The sequence below is a fragment of the Streptomyces sp. NRRL F-525 genome (genome assembly GCF_000716605.1).
Taxonomy (GTDB): Bacteria; Actinomycetota; Actinomycetes; order Streptomycetales; family Streptomycetaceae; genus Streptomyces.
The window spans coordinates 169,955-191,698 of record NZ_JNXE01000007.1 but is presented as its reverse complement, the minus strand read 5'-3'; the positions used below and the strand labels follow the sequence as shown (position 1 = coordinate 191,698).

Here is a 21,744-nt window from a genome sequence, read left to right as displayed (position 1 = left end):
GTCACCCTGCGCATCACGCCTGTCACATCCGGACGAGTTCCCGGCGCCGACGTTCCAGATAGCCGCGCTCGGCCGCGCTCCCGGTCCGCGCGATGGCCGCCTCGTACGCCCGTACCGCCTCGGTGTCGCGGCCCAGGCGGCGCAGCAGATCGGCGCGGACGGCGTGCAGGACGTGGTACTCGCCGAGGTTCAGCGCGTCCACGAGGTCGAGGGCCTTGCGCGGACCGTCGACCTCGGCGACGGCGACGGCCCGGTTCAGGGCGACGACCGGACTCGGGGCGATGGCCGTCAACTGGTCGTACAGCTGGAGGATCTGTCCCCAGTCGGTCGCGTCCGCGGTCGGGGCATCGCTGTGTACGGCGTTGATCGCGGCCTGGATCTGGTACGGCCCGGGGTTGTTCAGCCGCAGGCACCGCCGGACGAGTGACTGGCCGTCGGCGATCAGCTCGCCGTCCCACCGCTCACGGTCCTGGTCGGGCAGCGGCACCAGCTCGCCGTCCGGGCCCTCCCGCGCGGCCCGGCGCGATTCGATGAGCAGCATCAGCGCGAGCAGACCGGTGACCTCGGGTTCGTCCGGCATCAGCTCGGAGAGGAGGCAGCCGAGGCGCAGGGCTTCCGCGCACAGCTCCGGCGAGTCCGTGTAGCCCTCGTTGAAGATCAGGTAGACGACGGCCAGTACGCCCTTGAGGCGGTCGGGGAGGTCGGCGTCGCGGGGCACCCGGTACGGGATCCTCGCGTCGCGGATCTTGGCCTTGGCGCGGACGAGGCGCTGGGCCATCGTCGGTTCGGGGACCAGGAAGGCGCGGGCGATCCGGGCGGTGGTGAGGCCGCCGAGCAGGCGCAGGGTGAGCGCGACCTGGGCCTGGGTGGCGAGCGCGGGGTGGCAGCAGGTGAAGATCAGGCGGAGCCGGTCGTCGCGCACGGGTCCCTCCTCGGCGGGCGCGTCGGACGCGTACAGCAGGGCGGCCTCGGTGTGGCGGGCCTCCCTCGACGACTCGCGGCGCAGCCGGTCGATCGCGCGGTTGCGGGCGGTCGTGATGATCCACCCGGCCGGGCTCGGCGGCGCGCCGGTCTCCGGCCACTTCTGTACGGCCGTGGTGAACGCGTCCTGGACCGCTTCCTCGGCGAGGTCGATGTCCCCGAGGAAGCGCACCAGGACCGAGACCGCCCGCCCGTACTCCGCACGGAAGACGGCCTCGATGTCGGTGTCGAACGGCATCAGTCCTCGGCCGTGTTCATGAAGGGCCGCACCTCGACGGGCAGGGTGGTGGCCCAGGTCGCCCGCTTCCCCCAGTCCAGGGCCGCGTCCAGGTCGTCCGCCTTGATCAGGCAGAGCCCGCCCAGATACTCCTTGCCCTCGGCGAACGGACCGTCGGTGATCAGCACATCGCCGTCCTTGGGCCGCAGCACGGTGGCCGTCTCCGGCCCGTGCAGCCCACCGGCGAACACCCAGGCCCCGGCGGCCTGAAGTTCGTCGTGGAAGATCTCCAGCTTGCGGCCGATCTCCGCCAACTCCTCGGGCGAGGGCATCTGTCCGTCGGTCGGGGTGATCACGCTGAGCAGGTAGTGCGGCATGACGTCCTCCATGGTGTAAGGGGATTGTCGAACCCTCCGGGGGTTCTCTCACCTCCTACACGAACGCCGTGGCGCCGGATCGACACCGCGCCTCAGGAAACCGGCAGGATCTTCTCCGCGGGTTCGTCCCCGGCCTGGTGTGCGGGCTCCTGGTCGAGCGCCGCCGTGAGCCGGGCGAGCAGTCGTACGAGGTCGCCCTGGTCGTCGATCGCGCCGAGGAGCCGGGTCTGGTCGGTGAGGAGGCGGTGGGCCGCGTGCTGGTGGAGGGTGCGGCCGCGGGCGGTGAGGTGGAGGAGGACGCGGCGGCGGTCGGCGCTGTCGGGGCGGCGGTACACCAGGTTGTCGGCGACCATCCGGTCCACCAGTTTGGTGAGGCTCGGCGCCGGCATCAGCACCTGGTCGGCGATCTCGGTCATCGGGTGACCCTTGCCGTCGGCGATGACCGACATGACGCGCCACTGTTCGAGCGAGCAGTTCTCCTCGGCCAGGACGGCGGTCATGCGCAGGCCCAGTCGCCGCTCGGCGTGACTCAGCAGGTGGGCGAGGGCCGGCGACGGTACGGACGACATTGCCGCTGTCCTTCCGGTAGGTCTACTGTGCGGTTCAGATTACGAGCCTCTGCGAGGGCGCCGGGGCCGGGCCCGGTTTCCGTGCCCTCAGGCCCTCACGGAGGTGGTCTGGTGCATCCCCTGCCGCCCGGGCGGATCAGCGGCCCGGTCAAGACCTTGGTCGTGGCCCTGGTCGTACCTCTGCGGGGTCCGGCGGGCGTCTTCGGCCCGTCCTGCGAACTGGCCGCGCAGCTCGCCGTGGAGGAACTCAACGCCACCGGCGGGGTGTTGGGCCGCGAGGTCCGTCTCATCGTGGTGGACGGCGGCGCACCGGCGGAGCAAGTGGCCGCCGAGGTCGAGCTGTTGGTGTCGATGCGCGCGGTCGACGCGGTGGTCGGCTGGCACACCTCGGCGGTCCGCAAGGCGCTGGTGCCGCGCATCGCGGGCCGGGTGCCGTACGTCTACACCGCGCAGTACGAGGGCGGCGAGCGCACACCGGGCGTGTTCCTCACCGGCGAGACCGACGCGGCCCAACTCCTGCCCGCCATGCGGCTGTTGGCGGAGGAGACCGGCGTACGGCGCTGGTGCACGGTGGGCAACGACTATGTATGGCCGAGGGTGACGGCCCGGGCCGCGCGCCGCTATGCCCGGGACTGCGGCGGCCGGGTGCGGGGCGAGGCGTTCGTGCCCCTGGGGACGTACGAGTTCGGGCCGGTGCTGCGCCGGATCGAGCACTGCGAGGCGGACGCCGTCCTGATGCTGCTGGTCGGGGACGACGCGGCGCGCTTCAACCGGGCGTTCGCCGAGCGCGGGCTGCATCAGCGATGTCTGCGGCTGAGCACGCACATGGACGAGAACATCCTGCTGTCCACCGGCGCGGAGGCGACCGAAGGGCTGTGGGCGGCGGCCGGTTACTTCGAGACCCTCGCCACCGCCGAAAGCCTTGATTTCAGCGGGCGTTACGCGGCCCGCTTCGGCGTGGAGGCACCCGTCGTGGGCAGCCTCGGCGAATCGTGTTTCGAAGGTGTACGACTGCTCGCGGCCCTGGCCGAGCGGGCGCGGTCGCTCGATGTGGGCGCCATGTGCGCGGTGGGCGGCACCGTCTCGTACGAGGGCCCGCGGGGCGTACTGCGTCTGCACGGCAATCACCTCCGCCAACGGCTGTACCTGGCCCGGGCGGACGCCTTCGACTTCGACATCGTCACCCAACTCTGACCTCGCCACCTGCTCCGACCGAGAGTACCTTCCTCCAGGAATAGTTTCCACAGGAAGCATCGATTAAATCTACGCGCGTCGCCAAAAGAATTTTGAAAGCCCTTCCATTTAAAGCGGGCGAAACGGTCGGGAAACAATTCGGCGTGACTCTTCCGTCCAACTCCCCCGGGCCGTCCGGGAGATGACCCACACCCGTGGAAGAGGGAAGTGTCGTGACGGAGATCGTCGACAAAGAGGCGCCGGCAACGGCTGCCGGACGGACCTACAACGACTGGGCGAAGAACGACACCCTGGAGGACTACTCGCTGCGCTACGCGCCGAAGTCCTTCCGCCGCTGGACGCCCTACGTGGTGGCCACCACCGCCCTGGGCGGCATCGCGTACCTCGCCGACTTCGCCATCGGCGGCTCCATCGCCATCTCGAACGGCTTCTCCAGCGCCATGGTGGCGATCCTGGCGGCGGCGGTGACGATCTTCCTCACCGGCATCCCGATCTCGTACTACTCCGCCAAGTACTCCATCGACATGGACCTGTTGACCCGGGGCGCCGGTTTCGGCTACCTCGGCTCGACCCTCACGTCGGTCATCTACGCCAGCTTCACCTTCATCTTCTTCGCCCTAGAGGGCTCGATCATGGCGCAGGCGCTGGACCTGGGCCTCCACATCCCCCTGGCCGTCGGGTACTTGATCTGCTCACTGATCATCCTGCCGCTGGTGATCTACGGCATGACCGCGCTCTCCAAGATGCAGGTCTGGACCCAGCCGGTGTGGCTGGTGCTGATGGTCGCGCCGTTCGTGTCCATCGCGATCCAGGAGCCGGGCAAGTTCTCGGAGTTCACGCACTTCGCGGGCAACTCCCCCACCGGCTCCAGCATCAGCATGCTCGGGGTCGGCGCGGGCGCGGGCGTGGCCCTGTCCCTGATCGCGCAGATCGGTGAGCAGGTCGACTACCTGCGCTTCATGCCCGACAAGACCCCGGAGAACGCCAAGAAGTGGTGGGGCGCGGTGCTTTCGGCAGGCCCGGGCTGGGTCGTCCTCGGCGCGGCCAAGCAGATGGGCGGCGCGTTCCTCGCCTTCTACATCGCGGGCAGCGTGGGCCTGGCCAAGGCCAACGAGCCCATCCAGCAGTACGTGCACGGCTTCAAGACCTTCGCCGCCCCGGTCGCCCTGGGCCTCGCCACGTTCTTCGTGATCCTGTCCCAGGTGAAGATCAACTCGACGAACGCGTACTCCGGTTCGCTGTCCTGGTCCAACTTCTTCTCCCGCCTGACACACCGTCACCCGGGCCGCGTGGTCTACATCTTCCTCAACGTCGGCATCGCGCTGGCCCTGATGGAGGGCGGTGTCTTCGGCTTCCTCAACACGGTCCTCGGCTTCTACTCCAACGTGGCCATCGCGTGGATCGGCGCGGTCGTCGCCGACCTGGTCATCAACAAGCCGCTCAAACTCAGCCCGTCCTACATCGAGTTCAAGCGCGCCCACCTCTACAACTTCAACCCGGTCGGCTTCGGCTCGATGCTCATCGCGTCGGCGGTCTCCATCGCCGCGTACTTCAAGGCGTTCGGCGACTACGGCAAGGCGTACTCCCCCTTCATCGCCCTGTTCCTGGCGATGGTCCTCTCGCCCCTGTTCGCGTACCTCACCAAGGGCAAGTACTACATCGCCCGCCTCGACGACCTGGAGGAGCCGCTGCTCGACGCGGACGGACTCCCCTCGGCCGTCATCCTCAACTGCACTGTCTGCACAACGGACTTCGAGCGCCCCGACGTCGCGAACTGCCCCTTCCACTCCGGCCCGATCTGCTCCCTGTGCTGCAGCCTGGAGAAGGACTGCCACGACTCCTGCAAGAGCGCTCCCGGCGCCACCGGCCCGGTCGACCTGGCGATGCCCGCCGTCCGCTCGGCGGACTGACCCCCGCGCTCCCACCGCTCCGGCCCGTCTCCTACGACACGGGTCGGAGCGTCGCGCGTCGCCGCCCTCCCCGTCGGCAGAATCTCCCGCATGACCTCCCACTTCCTCGTCACCCGCGCCCGACACCTCGCGGACGACCTCCTCGCCCCGCACGCCGAACAGGTCGACCAGGAGGGCGTCCCGGCGAGCCACATCGAGGCGATCAGACGGTCCGGCCTACTGGGCGTGAGCGCACCCGTGGCCTACGGCGGCTCGGCGGCACCGGGCGCGGTGGCCCGGGAGACGGCGGAGATCCTGGCCGGGGCATGCTGCTCGACGTGGTTCGTGCAGACGCAGCACCACACGCCGGTCATGACCCTGGCGAAGAGCGAACTCCCGGTACGGGAACGCCTGTTGGGCCCCCTCGCGCGAGGCGAGCTGATGTCGGGGGTGGCGTACGCGCACCTGCGGGCTTACCCCCGGATCCCGGTACGGGTCACGCGGGAACGGGGCGGCTGGCGCTTCGACGGGACTGTGCCCTGGTATACGGGCTGGGGCCTGAACGACGTGATGCTGCTCGCGGGGGTGACGGACGCGGACGAGGCGCTGTTCGCGTTCACGGAGGCGCGGGAGCAGCCCGGCTTGCGCCCGTCGGCCCCGATGCGGCTCGCGGCACTCACCGCGTCCCGCACGGTGTCGCTGGAGCTGGACGGACTGTGGCTACCAGAAGAGGCGGTGGCCTTGCGGACGCCGTACGCGGACTGGGCGAAGACCGACCGCCCCAAGCCGACGAACGCGTCCCCGGCGGTCTTCGGCGTCGCGGCGGCAGCCCTCGCCCTGCTCGACGGCGAGCAGGCGGGTCCGATCCGCACCCGCCTGGACGACGTACGCGAGCAGGCCTACGCCCTGGCCGAACACCCCGTACCGCATGAGCACTTGGAGGAGCGGCTGTCGCTCCGGACACGGGCGTACGAGGTGCTCATGACGGCAACCACGGCTGCCGTAGTGGCCGGAGGCGGCAGGTCGCTGTCGTTGACGAACAGGGCCCAACGCCTCGCGCGGGAAGCCCTGTTCCTCCTGGTTCAGGGCCAGACGGCGGAGTCGAGAAGGGTCCACTTGAAGGCACTGGCCGACCGGGCGTAATTCGCTTGACCTGGTCCCTGAGCGGCGCTGCACTGTGGCGGGACACCACGGGTGGTGGTGCCGGCATCCGGGGAGGCACGGCAGCGATGGAGATCCGTCCCACGACCGACGAGGACCTTGACGTCTTCGTCGACACGGTCCATGCGGCGTTCGGGCTCTTCCCGGAAACCCCGGTCGACGGTGGCGGGCTGTGGTGGTCGGCGCTCGAGATGGACCGCTGTCTGCTCGCCCTGACGGCGGACGGGCGGCCCGTCGGCACCGCGGCCACGTACCCCTTCGAGCTCACCCTGCCCGGCGAGACCCTCGTCCCGGCCCCCGGGGTGACCGCCGTCGGCGTCCTGCCCTCGCACCGGCGCCAGGGCGTGCTCAGCGCGATGATGCGGCATCAGCTCACCGAACTGCGGTCCCGCGGAGAGATCCTCTCTGTGCTGCTGGCCTCCGAGGCCACGATCTACAGCAGGTTCGGCTACGGACCGGCGACCTACACGGCACGGCTGACGGTGCCGCGGCATCAGGCAGCCCTCAGCGTTCCCCGGGCGAGCGGGGTGGCCAACACACCAGTCGTCGTCGCGGACAACGGCTCGGTCGAGGTACTGCGTCCTGCCGAGTGCGGCGAGATCCTGGAAGAGGTCTACGACCGCTACCGCCGCGCCCAGCCCGGCGCGTTGTCCCGTCCGCACCGCTGGTGGGCCCTGCGCGCGGGGCAGCCCCCGATCTCGCCGACGCCGCGCTACATCGCCCTCCACCGGGACGCCGACGGCGTGCCGGACGGGTACGTCAGCTATTCGATCGGTGAGGGCAAGACCCTGACGGTCGACGAGATCATCGCCACCGACGACGTCGTCTTCACGGCCCTGGCCCGGTTGGTGCTCAGTCACGACCTCGTGTCCAAGGTCGTGTTCAAGCACGTCCCGCCCCAGCACCCGCTGCGCTGGCAGCTCACGGACTTCCGCGCCGGCGAGGTGAGCGGCGACATGGACTGGCTCTGGGTGCGGCTCCTGGACGTCCCGCGTGCGCTGACCGCGCGCGGCTGGTTCACGGACGGAGAGATCGTCCTCGCCGTCGACGACCCGTTCCTGGACGACCACGGCCGCTACCTGCTGACCGTCCGGGACGGCAAGGCCGACTGCGTGCCCACGGGCCGGGCGCCCGACCTCTCCCTGGACGTGTGCGACCTGGGCTCGGTCTACCTCGGCGGCACCGCCCCGAGCACGCTCGTCCGGGCTGGCCACATCCGGGCCCACCACCCGGACGCGGCCGCCCTGGCCGACGCCCTCTTCCGCACCGACCGTTCCCCGCACTGCCTGCACTGGTTCTGACCGCGCGCCCGGCAACGACGCCCGAAGGGCGCGGAGTTGGGCCGTCAGCTGGCGAACGGCACCTGTGCCGCGGAAGCCTTCTGCTCGCCGACGGGGTGCTGCCACACCCCGTCCGTCGCGAGCCTCGGCAGCACGCCCTCCCCGAACCAGTACGCCTCCTCCAGGTGCGGGTACCCGGACAGCACGAACTCCTCGATCCCCAGCGCCGCGTACTCCTTGATCCGCTCGGCGACCTCCTCATGGCTGCCGACCAGCGCCGTCCCCGCCCCACCCCGGACGAGCCCGATCCCGGCCCACAGGTTGGGATGGATCTCCAGCCCGTCCCGGCTCCCGCCGTGCAGCGCGAGCATCCGCTGCTGCCCCTCGGATTCGCTCCGCGCGAGCCCGGCCTGTACGGACTTCACGGTCTCGGAGTCGAACCCTTCGAGCAGCCGGTTCGCCTCGGCCCACGCCTCCGCGGACGTGTCACGCGTGATGACGTGCAGCCGGATGCCGAAGCGCAGCGTCCGCCCCTGCTTCGCCGCCAGCCCCCTGATCCACGCGATCTTCTCCGCGACCTGAGCAGGCGGCTCGCCCCAAGTCAGGTACACGTCCACGTACTTGGCGGCGATCTCCCCCGCGATCGGCGACGATCCCCCGAAGTACACCTCGGGCACCGGGTCGGGCAGCCGCGCCAACTTCGCCTCCTCGACGCGCAGATGCTCACCGGCCAGATCGACGGTCTTCCCGTCCCACAACTGCCGTACGACCTCCAGGAATTCGCCGGTACGTCGGTACCGGTCGTCCTTGTCGAGGAAGTCGCCGTAGGCCCGCTGCTCGTGACTCTCGCCGCCGGTGACGACGTTGAGGAGCAGGCGTCCGCCGGTCTGCCGCTGGAACGTGGACGCCATCTGCGCGGCGAGCGTCGGCGAGACGAAGCCGGGGCGGAAGGCGACCAGGAACTTCAGGCGTTCGGTGTTCTGGCTGACCATCGCGGTGGTGAGCCACGCGTCCTCGCACCAGGCGCCGGTGGGCGTGAGGGCGCCCACGAAGCCGAGGTCCTCCGCCGCGCGGGCGATCTGGCTCAGGTAGGCGACCGTCGGCGGCCGGTCCCGGCCGGAGGCGGTGGCGGGGGTGCCGTGACCGCCGCCCACGACATGGCGGCTGTCCCCGTTGGTGGGGAGGAACCAGTGGAAGGTGAGGGACACGTGGGGGCTCCTGTCTGGACTGTCCGGTAGGTGGGTTAGAGGAGGCCGTGGCGGGGCGGCCTGGTGCCGTTCAGCACGTAGCGGCCGATGTGCTGGATCTTCCAGCGGGCCGGGTCGTGCAGGGTGTGGGTGCGTGCGTCCCGCCAATGCCGGTGCAGGTTCAGGGAGTTGAGCGCCGAGCGGGTGCCGGACACCTCGAACAGCGCTCCCGCCACCTCTACGGCCGTCTGCGCAGCGTGAACCTTGGCCGCCGCGACCGCTATGGAGGCCTCCGCCGCCGAGTCGTCGTCGAGGTTGGCGCGCGCCGCGTCCACGGCCTTGGCCGCCTGGATCAGCAGGGCCTCGGACGCCCTTACCTGGATGGCGAGTTCACCGAACCGCTGGATCAGCAGCGGGTCCTCGGCGGCGGTCTCGACCCCGCTCTCGAACCAGGGGCGGCTCTTCGTCCGGACGAACTCGGCGGCCTCGGCCAGCGCTCCCCCGGCGATCCCGGCGTCGATGGCAGCGTGCAGCAACTGAGCTACTGCGCCGTGGAGTTGGGGTCCCCCGAAGGTGAGGTGGTGCGGCAGGACCCGGTCGGCGTGGACGGCGACCTCCTCCAGGCGGACCGTGCCGCTGGCCGTCGTACGCTGGCCCATTCCGTCCCAGTCGTCGACGACCGTGACACCCTCGGCGTCGCTCGGGACGTACGCGACATGGAGGTTGTCGTCCTCGGTGCGGGCGAGGACGGGGATCCAGTCGGCGAAGAGGGCGCCGGTGGAGTAGTGCTTGACGCCGGTCAGTCGGTAGGAGCCGTCAGGTTGGAGTGTCAGGCGGGTGCGGATGTCCTGGACGTGTTTGGTGCCGGCCTCGGACTGGGCGTTGCCGAAGCGGCGCCCCGCCAGCAGTTCGGCGAAGAAGAACTTCTGCTGGTCCGGGGTGCCCTGACGGCGGATCACATTGACGTAGGCGAAGTGGCTCTGCGGGATCTGGGCGAGGCTGCCGTCGGCGGAGCCGAGGAGACGGAAGATCTCGGCGAGGGTCTCCGCGCTCACGTCGGCGCCGCCGTGCTCGGCGGGCACGGTGACCGCGAGCAGTCCGGAGGCGGAGAGGCGGTCCAACTCGGCGCGCGGGAGCCTGCGTTCGGTGTCGCGCGCCGAGGCTCCCGCCCGGAACTCGTCGGCCAGCGCGGCGGCGAGCGCCAGGGCCTCGGCGTCGTCCGCGATCACATGGGCGGTCGCACGGTCGGTCATGATGGTCAGCTCGCCGCGGCCAGCAGCGGGGTCCGGCCGAGGGCCGCCGAGAACTGGTCCACCACCTGCGTGAGCGCCTCGCTGGTGGCCGGGGCGACGGTGAGCGAGCCGTCCTCGTGCGCCGTGATGTCCTTGTCGAGGGTGAACCAGCCCTGGACTATGTGGGCGGCACCCATGGAGTTCAGCACCGGGCGGAGCGCGTAGTCGATGGCGAGCACATGTGCGGTGGACCCACCGGTGGCGAGCGGCAGCACGGTCTTGCCGGTGAGGGCGTACTGCGGGAGCAGGTCGAGCAGTGCCTTGAGGACTCCGGAGTAGGAGGCCTTGTAGACGGGGGTGCCTACGACGACTCCGTCGGCGCGGGCGAACAGTTCGGTGGCCTCGACGATGGCCGGGTGGCGGAAGTCCGCGCCGAGCAGCGCCTCGGCGGGGATGGTGCGCACGTCGAGCGGGATCACCTCGTGGCCCTGGGCGATCAGCCGCTTGTCCAGGTGCCGTAGCAGGCGATTCGTGCGGGAGGAGACGGAGGGGCTGCCGGAGACGGACAGGACGGTGGCCATGGGTCCTCTTTCGGGGAGGTGGGGCGCCCGCTCGACTGGCGGGCGCCCCGGGGCAGTTCGGTCAGGAGTACCAGGTGGGTTCGGGCAGTTCGCCTTCCAGGACCCAGCGGCCGACCTCGCGCCGCTTGTAGGCGACGGGGTCGTGCAGGGTGTGGGTGCGGACGTTGCGCCAGAACCGGTCGAGGCCTTCCGAGGAGGCGGTGGAGCGGGCGCCGGTGACCTCGAAGATGCGGTTGCCGATCTCCAGGGCGACATCGGTGGCGCGTGCCTTGACGGCGGCCACCCTGACCTCGAAGTCGCCGCGCGTCTTCGCGGTGACGGCGTCGGGGTCGTCGTGCAGTTTCTGTCCCTCGGCGGCGACAGTGTCGGCGAGGGCCTCGACGGCCCAGAGCTTGGCGGTGAGGTCGCCGTAGGTGTCGATGACGTAGGGCTCGTCGACGGCGCGCTCGTAACCGCCGTGCAGCCAGGAGCGGGCCTTGGTGCGGGTGTAGGTGGCGGCCGTCTCCAGGGCGCCGGCGGCGATGCCCAAGTAGAAGTTGACGAAGACGAGTTGGATGGTGGGGACGTTGAGCGTGTTGTACGTGCGCGGCTTGAATTCCTTGTCGACGTAACCGGCCGCCGAGGACCACGGGGTGCGCACCCCGTCGAGGATGACGCCGCCGCTCTCGGTGAGGCGCTGGCCGATGTTGTCCCAGTCGTCGAGGAAGGTCAGGCCCTCGCTGTCGGAGGGAACGATGGCGAAGACGTGCTGGTCGGTGCCTTCCAGGACGCCTTCGAGGACGGTGACGTCGGAGACCTTGCTGCCGGTGGAGAAGGACTTGCGGCCGGTGAAGACGAGGTCGTCGCCGTCCTCGGTGACGGTGACGTCCTTGTCGCGCGGGTTGACGGCGCCGCCGAAGAACCACTGGTTGCGGGCGGCTTCGGCCTCGACGTGCTCCCACTGCTCGCGGGTGCCGACGAGACGGGCGGCCCAGTTCCAGAGGTAGTGGTAGCCGAGGAGTTGGCCGATGGAGCCGTCGGCCTTGGCGATCTCGCGGACGACGCGGTAGGCGGTGGGCCAGTCCTGGCCTCCGCCGCCGTGCTCCGTGGGGCCGAGCAGGGTGACGAGGCCGGAGTCCTTGAGGAGTTGGACCTCGGCGTGCGGGGTGGCGCCGGCCCGGTCGCGGGCGGCGGCGTCGGTGTCGAGGAGGGCGGCGACCTCGGCGGCGCGGGCGATCCAGTCCTCGGCGGACTGCGGGGCCGGGCGGGTCTGCCAGTCGGTGGGCGTGACGGTGCTCATGTCGGACGACCTCTTTCGCGGTGGGGGCGCTCAGGCGTGGACAGAGACGGACTCGGGCTCGGCGTCCGGGAGTTGGGCCTCGAGTTCGCGCACCAGCGGCAGCACCCGCTTGCCGAAGTACTCCACCTCCTCGTGGTAGTGCAGGAAGCCGAGCAGGAGAAGGTCGACGCCCAACTTCTTGTAGGCGACGATCCGTTCGGCGATCTGCTCCGGGGTGCCGATGAGTCCCGTACGGAAGCCGTCGTTGTACTGCACGAGGTCCTCGAACGTGGAGTCCTGCCACATGCCCTTGCCGTCGGCCGAGGACTGCCCGGCCTGCTTCACCGCGGCCCCAAAGCCCTCGACGGCCTCATGGTCGGCCTTGGCGACGATCTCCCGGAGCGTGTCCCGCGCCTCGGCCTCGGTGTCCCGCGCGATGAGGAAGCCGTTGAGGCCGAACTTCGGTGCGCTGCGGCCGACTTGGGCGGCGGAGTGGCGTACGTCGGCGAGTTGCTCGGTGACGCCGTCGAAGTCCTTGCCGTTGGAGAAGTACCAGTCGGAGACGCGGCCGGCCATCGCGCGGGCGGCGGTGGAGTTGCCGCCCTGGAAGATCTCCGGGTGCGGGCGCTCGGGGGTGTTGAGGGGCTTGGGCTTGAGGGAGAAGTCGCGCAACCGGTAGAAGTCACCGGCGAGTTCGGTGTGGTCCTCGGTCCAGATCTGGCGCAGGGCCTGGATGAACTCCTCGGAGCGGCGGTAGCGCTCGTCGTGCTCCAGCCAGGGTTCACCGAGCGCGGTGAACTCGCCCTTGAACCAGCCGGACACGACGTTCACGGCGAAGCGGCCGTTCGACAAGTGGTCGGCGGTGGCGCCGAGTTTGGCGAGGACGCCCGGGTGCCACAGGCCGGGGTGGACGGCGGCGATGACCTTCAGGCGCTGGGTGGCGAGGAGGAGCGCGAGGCTGAAGCTGGTCGACTCGTGCTGGAACTCGGCGCCGTAGCTGGCCATGTAGCGGACCTGGCTGAGCGCGTACTCGAAGCCGTTGTTCTCGGCGAGGACGGCGAGTTCGCGGTTGTACTCGTAGCCCCAGTCGGTGCGTTGCTCGATCTTGCTGGTGACGAGTCCCCCGCTGACGTTGGGGACCCAGTAGGCGAATTTCACGGGCTCTGCGGGCATGCGGAACTCCTGTTGCGGAATGCGTTTTCGGGCACGCCGAATCCGGCCGGAGCGATATCCGGCGAATTATCGGGCGGGAGTGAAAAGTGGGCGGCGGATCACAGGACGGAGGTGACGGGGATCAGGCCGCGGTGCAACAGGAGGCGCTGGAGACGCGCGCGAGGTCGACATGGCGTCGCCGCGTGAGGTCCAGTCGCATCATCATGCCGTCGATCGTGGCAGCCGTCGGCGAGAGCCGTCAAGGAAAACCCGACCGGTCTCGTATCGCGGACCATTGAATTTCACGAACGTGTGACAGGGAAACCCTTGAACAGCCCGGGAAATCGGCCGCATTCTGCGGTCATGCGCACCGAACAGCTGGAATACATAGCGGCCGTCACCCGGCTCGGCTCCCTGCGCCGGGCCGCCGAGGAACTGCGCCTGTCGCAGCCCGCGTTGAGCGAGACCGTGCGCAATCTCGAACGCGAACTCGGTGTCGATCTCCTGGAGCGCAAACGGTCCGGCGCGACGATGAGCGCGGAGGGCCGGGAACTGCTGCCGAAGATCGTCGATGTGCTGGACGCGGTGGACCGGCTGCGGGCGGCGGCGGGCGAGCAGCACCGGATCAGCCGGATGGTGCGGGTGGGCACGGTCAACGCGGCGACCGTGCCGCTGCTGCTGCCCGTCGTCCGCGAGTTCCGTGCCTCGCATCCGCTGACCCAGGTCGAGGTGGTCGGCGCCCAACAGACCGATATCCACCGGGCGTTGTCGGAGGGCGGGTTCGATCTCGGGCTGGTCAATCACCTCGACGGCGACGACATGCCGGCCGACTTCGAGTCCACCGAGCTGCTGTCCGGGCTGCCGGTGGTGTGCATGCGCCCCGACAGCCCGTTGGCGTCCCGGCCGACCGTCAGTGTGGACGACCTACTCACCGAGCCTCTGATCGGTATGCGTTCCGGCTATGTGATGCACCGCTATGTGCACCGGCTGCTCGACGGTCGGGGCCCGGCCTTCGCGTACTCGACCGACGGCGCCGAGATGGGCAAGCTCATGGTGGCGGAGGGGCTGGGGGTGACGGTCCTGCCCGACTTCAGCGTGGTCGGGGACCCGCTGGAGCGGCTCGGCGCGATCACCTACCGGCCGATCGCCGGCGACACGGCCCGCGTCCTGCTGATGCTGCGCCGCCGCCGCGCGGACTCCGTACCGCAGGCGGCCGGGGATCTCCACGAGGCATTCGTACGGCGGGCACGGGAGCTGAGCGGAACACCCGCCTGAGGCGGTGGTCGCCCAGGACCGTGGTCGCAGCGTCAGTCCTCGTCGCCCATCGGAACGACCACGAGGAACGCGTCGGACTTCAGGTCCATGACGACCCTGGCGGGCTCACCCTCGGCGCGGCGCCGGGCCGCGAACTCCTCGGCAGGCCATGATCCGCGCGGAGCCCCCGCCGAAAACCGCTTCAACACCTTCGCGCCCATGTCCGCAGACACCTCCAGCATCGTTCCTCGGCTCCCCATGGGGGCCGTCGTACCTGTTCACCTGCCCCCGATCGACGCGGACATGCTCACTCTCTCGGCGGGACCCGACCGAACCGTGCATCCGGTTCGGCCCCGCACGGGGAAGTGATCACAGGGGGTTACACCGACACGAAGGGCCGTGGAACGGATGCACGCTGACGAGGCCGTACCGGGCCTGCGCTGTCTGGTGACCGGAGCGACGGGCTATGTCGGCGGCCGGCTGGTTCCGGAACTGCTCGCCGAGGGCCACCGGGTCCGCTGTCTGGCCCGTACTCCCGAAAAACTGCGCGACCATCCATGGGCGGGCGACGTGGAGGTGGTGGGCGGCGACGTCACGGATGCCGCGTCGGTCGCCGCGGCCCTGCGCGACGTCGACGTCGCCTATTACCTCGTGCACGCGCTGGGCACGGGCGACCGCTTCGAGCAGACCGACCGGAAGGCGGCGCGGATCTTCGGAGAGCAGGCTCGCGCCGCCGGGGTGCGGCGCATCGTCTACCTCAGCGGTCTGACCCCCGCTGGCGTGCCGGAGGGGGATCTCTCGCCGCACCTGCGGTCGAGAAGCGAAGTGGCCCGGATCCTCCTGGACTCGGGCGTGCCCACCACGGTCCTGCGCGCGGCCGTGGTCATCGGCTCTGGATCGGCCTCCTTCGAGATGCTGCGCTACCTCACCGAGCGGCTGCCGGTGATGGTCACACCGAGCTGGGTGCGCACGCGGATCCAGCCCGTGGCGGTGCGCGACGTACTGCGCGCACTCGTCGGCAGCGCGCGCATGCCGGCCGACGTCAGCCGCGCCTTCGACATCGGCGGACCGGACGTGCTCACCTACCGGGAGATGATGACCAGGTACGCGGCCGTCGCCGGCCTCCCGCGCCGACTGATCCTCTCCGTCCCGGTTCTCACTCCCGGTCTGTCCAGTCACTGGGTCGGCCTGGTGACGCCCGTACCGGCGTCCATCGCACGGCCGTTGACCGAGTCGCTGCGCCACGAGGTCGTCTGCCACGAGCACGACATCGCGCGGTACGTCCCCGACCTGCCCGGGCACCCGCTCGGCTTCGACGAGGCGGTACGGCTGGCCCTCCAGCGGGTCCGCGACGCCAAGGTCACCACCCGCTGGTCGTCGGCCTCGGTGCCCGGCGCGCCCAGCGATCCGCTGCCCACCGACCCTGACTGGGCCGGCGGCAGCCTCTACACGGACCTGCGGGAGCTGCCGGTCGACGCCTCGCGCGAGGCGCTGTGGCGGGTGATCGAGGGCATCGGCGGGGACAACGGCTGGTACTCCCTCCCCCTGGCCTGGGCCGTGCGGGGGCGGCTGGACCGGCTGGTGGGCGGTGTCGGCCTGCGCCGGGGCCGCCGGGACGCGGCGCGGCTGCGGGTGGGTGACTCGCTGGACTTCTGGCGTGTCGAGGAGATCCGCCCCGGGCACCTCCTGCGGCTGCGGGCCGAGATGCGGCTGCCGGGCCTGGCCTGGCTGGAGATGTACGCGGAGACGGACGACGACGGCGGCACCCGCTACCGGCAGCGGGCCGTGTTCCATCCGCACGGCCTCCTGGGGCACGCCTACTGGTGGAGCGTCTCACCCTTCCACGCCGTCGTGTTCGGCGGCATGGCACGCAACATCGCGGGGGCCGCGGCCCGGACGCCGACGACACCGGCGGGGGAACGCGCGCCGATCGGTTGACGGCCGCATCCGCCGGGTCCTCCGCGCCGGAAGCACCTCACCGACCCTTCTTCCCGTCTCCCGGAGTCCGCATCATGAACGTCTCGGTCGTCCTGTTCACCGCCGATCTGCGCCTGCACGACCATCCCGCGCTGCGCGCCGCCGCCGAGGCCCGCGAGGTGGTCCCCCTGTTCGTGCGCGACCGGGGCGTGACGGACGCCGGGTTCGCCGCGCCCAACCGGCTGGCGTTCCTCGCCGACTGTCTGCGCGACCTCGACACCGGCCTGCGTGAGCGGGGCGGCCGACTGGTGCTGCGGTCCGGTGACGTCGTCGACAAGGTGTGCAAGGTCGCCACCGAGACGGACGCCGACGAGGTGCACATGGCAGCCGACGTCAGTGGCTACGCGCGGCGGCGCGAGCAGCGGCTGCGGCGGGCGCTGGAGGCGGAGGGACGGCGGCTGCACGTCCATGACACGGTGACCACGGCCGTCGCACCCGGCGGGGTGACACCGGCCTCCTCGGACCACTTCGCGGTCTTCACGCCGTACTTCCGTCACTGGTCCGGGGAGCACCTGCGCACCCCGCTCGCCGCACCGCGCACGGTGCGCGTCCCCGACGGTGTCGGTTCCGAGGAACTGCCCGCCCGCGCCGGTGTCGAAGGACTGTCACCGGGACTGGCGACCGGCGGGGAGACCAACGGCCGCAAGCTGCTGGGCCGTTGGCTGCGCGACGGCATCGCGTCGTACGAGGACCTGCACGACGCCCTCGCCGCCGATTCCACCTCCCACCTCTCGCCCCATCTCCACTTCGGCACCCTCTCCCCCGTCGAACTGGTCCACCGGGCACGGCAGTTGGAAGGACCGGGCCCCGAGGCCTTCGTACGGCAGCTCGCGTGGCGGGACTTCCACCGGCAGGTGCTGGCGGCCAGGCCCTCGGCCGCGGGCGCCGACTACCGTACGAAGCACGACCGTTGGCGGTCCGCACGCACGGCCCGCGAGGACATCGCGGCCTGGAAGGAGGGCCGCACCGGCTATCCGCTGATCGACGCGGCGATGCGCCAACTGCTCCACGAGGGCTGGATGCACAACCGGGGGCGCCTGCTGACGGCGAGCTTCCTGACCAAGACGCTCTACGTCGACTGGCGCGTCGGCGCCCGGTACTTCCTCGATCTGCTCGTCGACGGCGATGTGGCCAACAACCAGCTCAACTGGCAGTGGATGGCGGGCACCGGCACCGACTCACGCCCCAACCGGGTCCTCAACCCCGTCACTCAGGCGAAGCGGTACGACCCGGACGGCGCGTACGTCCGGCGCTGGGTGCCCGAACTCGCCGAGCTGGACGGCCCGTTGGCACACGAGCCGTGGAAACTCAGGGGACTTGAGCGGGCGGCGCTCGGCGACTATCCGGATCCGATCGTCGAACTCGCGGACGGGCTCGCGCGGTTCAGGCAAGGCCGGGCGGGTGACTGAGGTCCGCGCTCAGTGCCGTGCCTGGTACATCGCGGACAGGGTGTCCACGGCATCCGCGAGCGTCACCGGCCGCACCGCGCCCGGGGCCTGAGCGCCGGACCAGCCGGGTCCGGCCAGTACCACCGAGGGCTGTCGCCTGGCGCCCTTCACTCCCCACCGGATGTCGGCGAGGTGCCGGGCCAGCGGCGGGCTCGCCGTGGAGCGTGCCTGCGCCCACAGGACGACGGCCGCCGGGCCCAGCCGCCGTACCGCCGCGGTGAGCGCCTCGGCGGGTACGGCGGCGCCGAACATCCTTGTGGGCAGGCCGAGTTCACCCAGTGCGGCGTTGAGTGCCTCGATGGGGAGGGTGTGCTGTTCGCCGGGCACGCAGGCCAGGACGACGGGCGGGACGTCGGCTTGCGGCCCGGGAAGCGGGGTGTGCCGGCGCAGGGCGGTGGAGACGTGCCAGGACAGCAGGTGCTCCACCTCGACGTAACGGTCCCCGGACGACGCCCACTTGCGCCCCACCGCGTGCAGGGTCGGCATCATCACCTCCTGCCAGGCGACGACGGTGCCGTACTGGCCGACGGCATCGGCCAGTTGACGCTCGACGGCGGGCGCGTCGAGCCGGACGGCGGCGCGCGCCAGGCCGCGGCACTCCTGGCGCACGTCTCCGAGGGGCAGGGCGCCGGGGGCCCGCGACGTCCGGTTCCGTACGGGCACGGGCTCCGCATGCGAACCGGCCGCCCCCTTCGCCACCCGCGCCGCCTCTGCCGCCGGTACGCCCGACGAGGTCAGCCGGCACATCTCCTCCAGCAGGGCCACGTCCCGCGGGGTCCAGCGCCGGTGCCGCCCCTCGGCGCGGACCGCGGGACCGATGCCGTAGCGACGCTCCCAGGACCGCAGCGTGGTCGGCGCCACGCCCAGCCGGCGGGCCAACGCACCGGTCGTCAGGGGCACTTCGCCCGTGGACCCGTGCGCCGCGTCCCTGTCGGCGGGCAATTCACTCATCCAGTGACTATACGACGCACAATCGACGCGAGTTGATGACCTTGATCCCCGGCTCCCACGATGACCGGACAGTCACCGACCGACGCGTGAGGAGCCGTAGCCATGAGCCCGCAGCCCGCCGCCGTCCGCCCAAGCCCCGCGACGGACTCGCGCACCGACGAGGAGCTGGCCAGGGGGTTGGTGGCGGGCGACGAGGACTGTCTGGCCGCCGTGTATCACCGCTGGTCACCCCTGGTGCACGGCCTGGCCCGGCGGTCGCTGGGGGACGCCAAGGAGGCCGAGGACGTGACCCAGCAGGTGTTCCTCGGGGTGTGGCGCGGGCGGCGCGGTTTCCGTCCCGAGCGCGGCGCGATCGGCGGCTGGATCGTGGGCATCACCAGGCGCACGATCGCCGACGCGCTGTCCGCCCGCACCCGTCGCCTGCACCTCGTGGCCGCCGCGGGCTCCTCGCTCGCCGTCGCCGATCCCGCCGCCCGGAAGCCCGACACGGTTCTCGACCGCGTCCTGGTCCTGGGCGAGCTGGCCAAACTGCCCGCACCCCAGCAGCGGGTCCTGCGGCTGACGTACTACGAGGACCTCACCCAGACCCAGATCGCGCGGCGCACCGGCTGGCCGCTGGGCACGGTCAAGAGTCACGCCCGACGCGGGCTCCACCAGTTGCGCCGTCACCTCCAGGGCGACGAACAGGCTGACCACTACACATAAAGGTGAAATAAGAGCACTATGGAGGAAAGCGGCTTTTGCCGCATACCGCACCAGACGCGGTCAGGCCAGCGAAGTCAAAGGAGACGAGTCATGGCCAACGTCTCGCACACCAGAGGTGACATGGCGAGCCACCCTGATGTCTCCGAAATGCAGGCGCGCTACGCCCGCATGCTCGGTGGACGCGATGTGGCGCTCGTGGACGGACCGGTGTTCCTGCTCGGTCTGTACTGCGCCGTATCCCCGTGGATACTCCACTACACGACGAGCCAGCCCGCGCTCGTGCCGCACAACCTGATCGTCGGCATCGCGATCGGCCTGCTGGCCCTCGGGTTCACCAGGGCGCCGGAACGCATGTACGGCCTCAGCTGGGCGATGAGCGCCCTGGGTGTCTGGATGATCGTCTCCCCGTGGATCGTGGGCAGCCACCCCGACAAGGGCGTCATCCTGAACAACGTCATCATCGGCGGACTGGCCGTACTGCTGGGCCTGGTGTGTGCCGGTACGGCGGCGCGGAGCACTCCCAAGCCGTAGGAACCCCCGGGATCCGGAAGGAAGCCACGCCCCCTTCAGTGGCCGCCCGGCACCAGCCAGGGCGCCTGCGGGAGGGGGCTGCCGGTTTCGAGGACCGACTTCAGGTTGGACAACACGGCCGGCCAGCCACCCGACACATCGGACAGCTCGCCCTCGTCGGCGAGATCCTCGTGGGTGACGGTGAGGCGCACGATGTCCTCGTGGCGCCGGATGTCGAAGACGACGCGGGAGTACGCGTCCTCCTCCCCCTCCTTATCCGGCGCGGCCCATGTGGTCACGAGCCGGGTCGGGCGCACGCTCTCCACCACCGTGCCGACGACATCGGCGATGCCGGAACCGTCCGTGCGCACATGTTCCCAACGGGAGCCCGGCTGCCAGTCGGACACATTGCTGTGGCCCCAGTAGACAGCGGTCAGGTCGGCGTCGGTGAGCGCGTCCCAGACCTTCTCCGGGGTGCTCGCGATGTAGGTGACGTAGACGAATGTCGGTTTGTCGGTCATGGCTTCCTCGGCTCGTCGCTTCAGGGCCCCGAGTGCGCGCAGGCGCGGGCGCTCGAACTTGTCGATCCAGCGCTCCTGCATCTCGTGCAGCGGGACCGGGTTGAGGTAGTGCAGCTTCTCCCGCCCGCGCCGCACCGTGCTGACCAGGTTGGCGGCCTCCAGGACGGCCAGATGCTGGGTCACCGACTGACGGGTCATGTCGATGCGCCCGCACAACTCGCCGAGCGTCTGCCCGCTCTCCTCGTGCAGCCGGTCCAGCAGACGCCTGCGGGTCTCGTCGGCCAGGGCCTTGAAGACCGCGTCCATCCCTGAGTCCTGTTCGGATCGCACACTCAAAGTTATGCAGGCAGTTACCTGCATGTCAAGGTGAGCGGCTTCGCCCGATTCATGACGATCTTCTACGACGCCTCAGCGCAGGAACGCGCCCAGCTCGCGCCGATGCGCGGCCACCCAGCCGTACGCGTCCCGGATCTCCTCCACGACGCCACTGGCCCGCAGACCGACCATGCCCGGTTCGCCGCGTTCGGCGCCGGCTTCGATGCCCCGCCAACACCGGTCCTGCCACCAGAGGACCGTGTCCAGCAGCCGGCCGGTGTCGTCAAGGCCGTACGCCTCGCAGATCAGCGCAATCCGGCGGGCGGTCTCGGGCACGTCGGTGATGCCCGGGCCGAGGTCCAGGTACTGCCAGCAGACGTGGGCGACGTCGTGGACGCGCTCGCCGGGGGCGGCGAGGTCCCAGTCGACGAAGGCCAGCGGGTGCCACGCGCTGTCGTAGACGGTGTTCTTGGGGGCGAGGTCGTTGTGGCAGACAACGTCCTGGTCACCGGCCTGCGGTGTGCCGTGCGTCAGGTCATGGAAGGCCCGGACGAGCCGCGCGACGCGCACCAGGCTGTCGTCGGTGCGGGCGGCAGAGCACTCGTCGGGGCTTACGGCCGCCCGGCCCTCGATGTACTGGAACACCTCCCGCCCTCGCTCGTCCGTGCCTAGGAAGCGCGGTGCTCCTGACCACCGTTGCCCCTCGAACAGCCCGAGCAGTCCGGTCACGTAGGCCGACCGTTCCGGCGGCGCCGGAGTGCGTCGTACGGTCTCCCCGACCCGTACGACCGCGTTGATCGCGCCTCCGCCTAGCGCCGATTCCTCCACGTGGCCCGCCTCCCCAAAATCGTTCGACCGCACGAGTATCGCTTGACGCGCTGCTCGCATGGATCATGCGGAGGCACTGCTTGTCGGAGGGCGGGGCAAACGTTGATCAGCGAGGCCAACTTGACCACCGCGTAAGGGAATTGCGCTGCACCCAGCT

22 protein-coding genes are annotated in these 21,744 nt (G+C 70.5%); 9 read left to right on the top strand and 13 right to left on the bottom strand.

From position 1 onward, the window contains the following. Positions 1–22: 22 nt before the first annotated feature. The 3 genes from OO69_RS13165 to OO69_RS13155 all read right to left on the bottom strand — a co-directional run bounded on the left by OO69_RS13165 (position 23) and on the right by OO69_RS13155 (position 2,144). Positions 23–1,219 (bottom strand): RNA polymerase sigma factor, encoded by a 1,197-nt coding sequence (locus OO69_RS13165; RefSeq protein WP_033280732.1) that lies wholly within the window; start codon positions 1,217–1,219, stop codon positions 23–25. Beyond that, complete coding sequence (locus tag OO69_RS13160) at positions 1,219–1,587, bottom strand: YciI family protein (RefSeq protein ID WP_234444425.1); 369 nt, start codon at positions 1,585–1,587, stop codon at positions 1,219–1,221. Before OO69_RS13160 ends, OO69_RS13165 begins: the two co-directional genes overlap by 1 nt. Positions 1,588–1,667: 80 nt before the next feature. Beyond that, on the bottom strand, positions 1,668–2,144 hold the full coding sequence (locus OO69_RS13155) for a MarR family winged helix-turn-helix transcriptional regulator (protein WP_033280731.1): 477 nt from the start codon (positions 2,142–2,144) through the stop codon (positions 1,668–1,670). A gap of 111 nt (positions 2,145–2,255) precedes the next feature. Between OO69_RS13155 and OO69_RS13150 the strand changes: the two genes are divergently transcribed. From OO69_RS13150 to OO69_RS13135, 4 genes are all read left to right on the top strand, one after another. Next, positions 2,256–3,338, top strand: coding sequence for a substrate-binding domain-containing protein (locus tag OO69_RS13150; RefSeq protein ID WP_033280730.1), 1,083 nt, complete (start codon positions 2,256–2,258; stop codon positions 3,336–3,338). A 212-nt stretch (positions 3,339–3,550) separates the two neighbouring features. Next, positions 3,551–5,248 (top strand): purine-cytosine permease family protein, encoded by a 1,698-nt coding sequence (locus OO69_RS13145; RefSeq protein ID WP_033280729.1) that lies wholly within the window; start codon positions 3,551–3,553, stop codon positions 5,246–5,248. Positions 5,249–5,338: 90 nt separating this feature from the next. After that, positions 5,339–6,370: an acyl-CoA dehydrogenase family protein gene (locus OO69_RS13140; RefSeq protein WP_033280728.1), complete on the top strand. Its 1,032-nt coding sequence runs from the start codon at positions 5,339–5,341 to the stop codon at positions 6,368–6,370. An 86-nt stretch (positions 6,371–6,456) separates the two neighbouring features. After that, positions 6,457–7,689, top strand: coding sequence for a GNAT family N-acetyltransferase (locus OO69_RS13135; RefSeq protein WP_033280727.1), 1,233 nt, complete (start codon positions 6,457–6,459; stop codon positions 7,687–7,689). 44 nt (positions 7,690–7,733) lie between these two features. On the opposite strand, the gene OO69_RS13130 is transcribed toward OO69_RS13135, so the two are convergent. From OO69_RS13130 to OO69_RS53845, 6 genes are all read right to left on the bottom strand, one after another. Further along, a complete protein-coding gene (locus OO69_RS13130) occupies positions 7,734–8,876 on the bottom strand; it encodes an LLM class flavin-dependent oxidoreductase (RefSeq protein ID WP_033280726.1) in 1,143 nt (380 codons plus the stop codon). Between the two features lie 35 nt (positions 8,877–8,911). Beyond that, the gene (locus OO69_RS13125) at positions 8,912–10,108 is read right to left on the bottom strand and encodes an SfnB family sulfur acquisition oxidoreductase (protein WP_033280725.1); all 1,197 of its coding nucleotides are present in this window, start codon (positions 10,106–10,108) and stop codon (positions 8,912–8,914) included. 5 nt (positions 10,109–10,113) lie between these two features. Further along, positions 10,114–10,668, bottom strand: a complete 555-nt coding sequence (ssuE, locus tag OO69_RS13120) for an NADPH-dependent FMN reductase (RefSeq protein ID WP_033280724.1) — start codon at positions 10,666–10,668, stop codon at positions 10,114–10,116. Positions 10,669–10,729: 61 nt separating this feature from the next. Beyond that, entirely contained in the window at positions 10,730–11,947 is a 1,218-nt protein-coding gene (locus OO69_RS13115; RefSeq protein WP_033280723.1) for an acyl-CoA dehydrogenase family protein, read from the bottom strand. Between the two features lie 30 nt (positions 11,948–11,977). Beyond that, positions 11,978–13,099 carry a dimethylsulfone monooxygenase SfnG gene (gene sfnG / locus OO69_RS13110; RefSeq protein WP_033280722.1) on the bottom strand — a complete coding sequence of 374 codons (1,122 nt, stop codon included), beginning with the start codon at positions 13,097–13,099 and terminating at the stop codon, positions 11,978–11,980. Positions 13,100–13,220: 121 nt separating this feature from the next. Next, complete coding sequence (locus tag OO69_RS53845) at positions 13,221–13,298, bottom strand: putative leader peptide (RefSeq protein WP_351520955.1); 78 nt, start codon at positions 13,296–13,298, stop codon at positions 13,221–13,223. A gap of 143 nt (positions 13,299–13,441) precedes the next feature. Here OO69_RS53845 and OO69_RS13105 point away from each other — a divergent pair, with 143 nt between their 5' ends. Next, on the top strand, positions 13,442–14,353 hold the full coding sequence (locus tag OO69_RS13105) for a LysR family transcriptional regulator (protein ID WP_033280721.1): 912 nt from the start codon (positions 13,442–13,444) through the stop codon (positions 14,351–14,353). Positions 14,354–14,385: 32 nt separating this feature from the next. Here the strand turns inward: OO69_RS13105 and OO69_RS13100 are convergent, their stop codons facing one another. Beyond that, on the bottom strand, positions 14,386–14,574 hold the full coding sequence (locus OO69_RS13100; RefSeq protein ID WP_033280720.1) for a hypothetical protein: 189 nt from the start codon (positions 14,572–14,574) through the stop codon (positions 14,386–14,388). A 166-nt stretch (positions 14,575–14,740) separates the two neighbouring features. On the opposite strand from OO69_RS13100, the gene OO69_RS13095 reads away from it, so the two are divergent. Beyond that, positions 14,741–16,270, top strand: coding sequence for an SDR family oxidoreductase (locus OO69_RS13095; protein ID WP_033280719.1), 1,530 nt, complete (start codon positions 14,741–14,743; stop codon positions 16,268–16,270). A 74-nt stretch (positions 16,271–16,344) separates the two neighbouring features. Next, the gene (locus OO69_RS13090; RefSeq protein ID WP_033280718.1) at positions 16,345–17,718 is read left to right on the top strand and encodes a cryptochrome/photolyase family protein; all 1,374 of its coding nucleotides are present in this window, start codon (positions 16,345–16,347) and stop codon (positions 17,716–17,718) included. Positions 17,719–17,727: 9 nt separating this feature from the next. On the opposite strand, the gene OO69_RS13085 is transcribed toward OO69_RS13090, so the two are convergent. After that, the gene (locus OO69_RS13085) at positions 17,728–18,708 is read right to left on the bottom strand and encodes a MerR family transcriptional regulator (protein ID WP_033280717.1); all 981 of its coding nucleotides are present in this window, start codon (positions 18,706–18,708) and stop codon (positions 17,728–17,730) included. A gap of 102 nt (positions 18,709–18,810) precedes the next feature. Here OO69_RS13085 and OO69_RS13080 point away from each other — a divergent pair, with 102 nt between their 5' ends. Together OO69_RS13080 and OO69_RS13075 are read left to right on the top strand one after the other, a co-directional pair. After that, positions 18,811–19,413: a sigma-70 family RNA polymerase sigma factor gene (locus OO69_RS13080; protein WP_033280716.1), complete on the top strand. Its 603-nt coding sequence runs from the start codon at positions 18,811–18,813 to the stop codon at positions 19,411–19,413. Between the two features lie 90 nt (positions 19,414–19,503). Beyond that, entirely contained in the window at positions 19,504–19,944 is a 441-nt protein-coding gene (locus OO69_RS13075) for an SPW repeat protein (protein WP_033280715.1), read from the top strand. Between the two features lie 35 nt (positions 19,945–19,979). On the opposite strand, the gene OO69_RS13070 is transcribed toward OO69_RS13075, so the two are convergent. Both OO69_RS13070 and OO69_RS13065 read right to left on the bottom strand, forming a co-directional pair. Continuing rightward, positions 19,980–20,750 (bottom strand): ArsR/SmtB family transcription factor, encoded by a 771-nt coding sequence (locus tag OO69_RS13070; protein WP_033280714.1) that lies wholly within the window; start codon positions 20,748–20,750, stop codon positions 19,980–19,982. Between the two features lie 102 nt (positions 20,751–20,852). After that, positions 20,853–21,587 carry a phosphotransferase gene (locus OO69_RS13065; RefSeq protein WP_033280713.1) on the bottom strand — a complete coding sequence of 245 codons (735 nt, stop codon included), beginning with the start codon at positions 21,585–21,587 and terminating at the stop codon, positions 20,853–20,855. Positions 21,588–21,744: the final 157 nt, after the last annotated feature.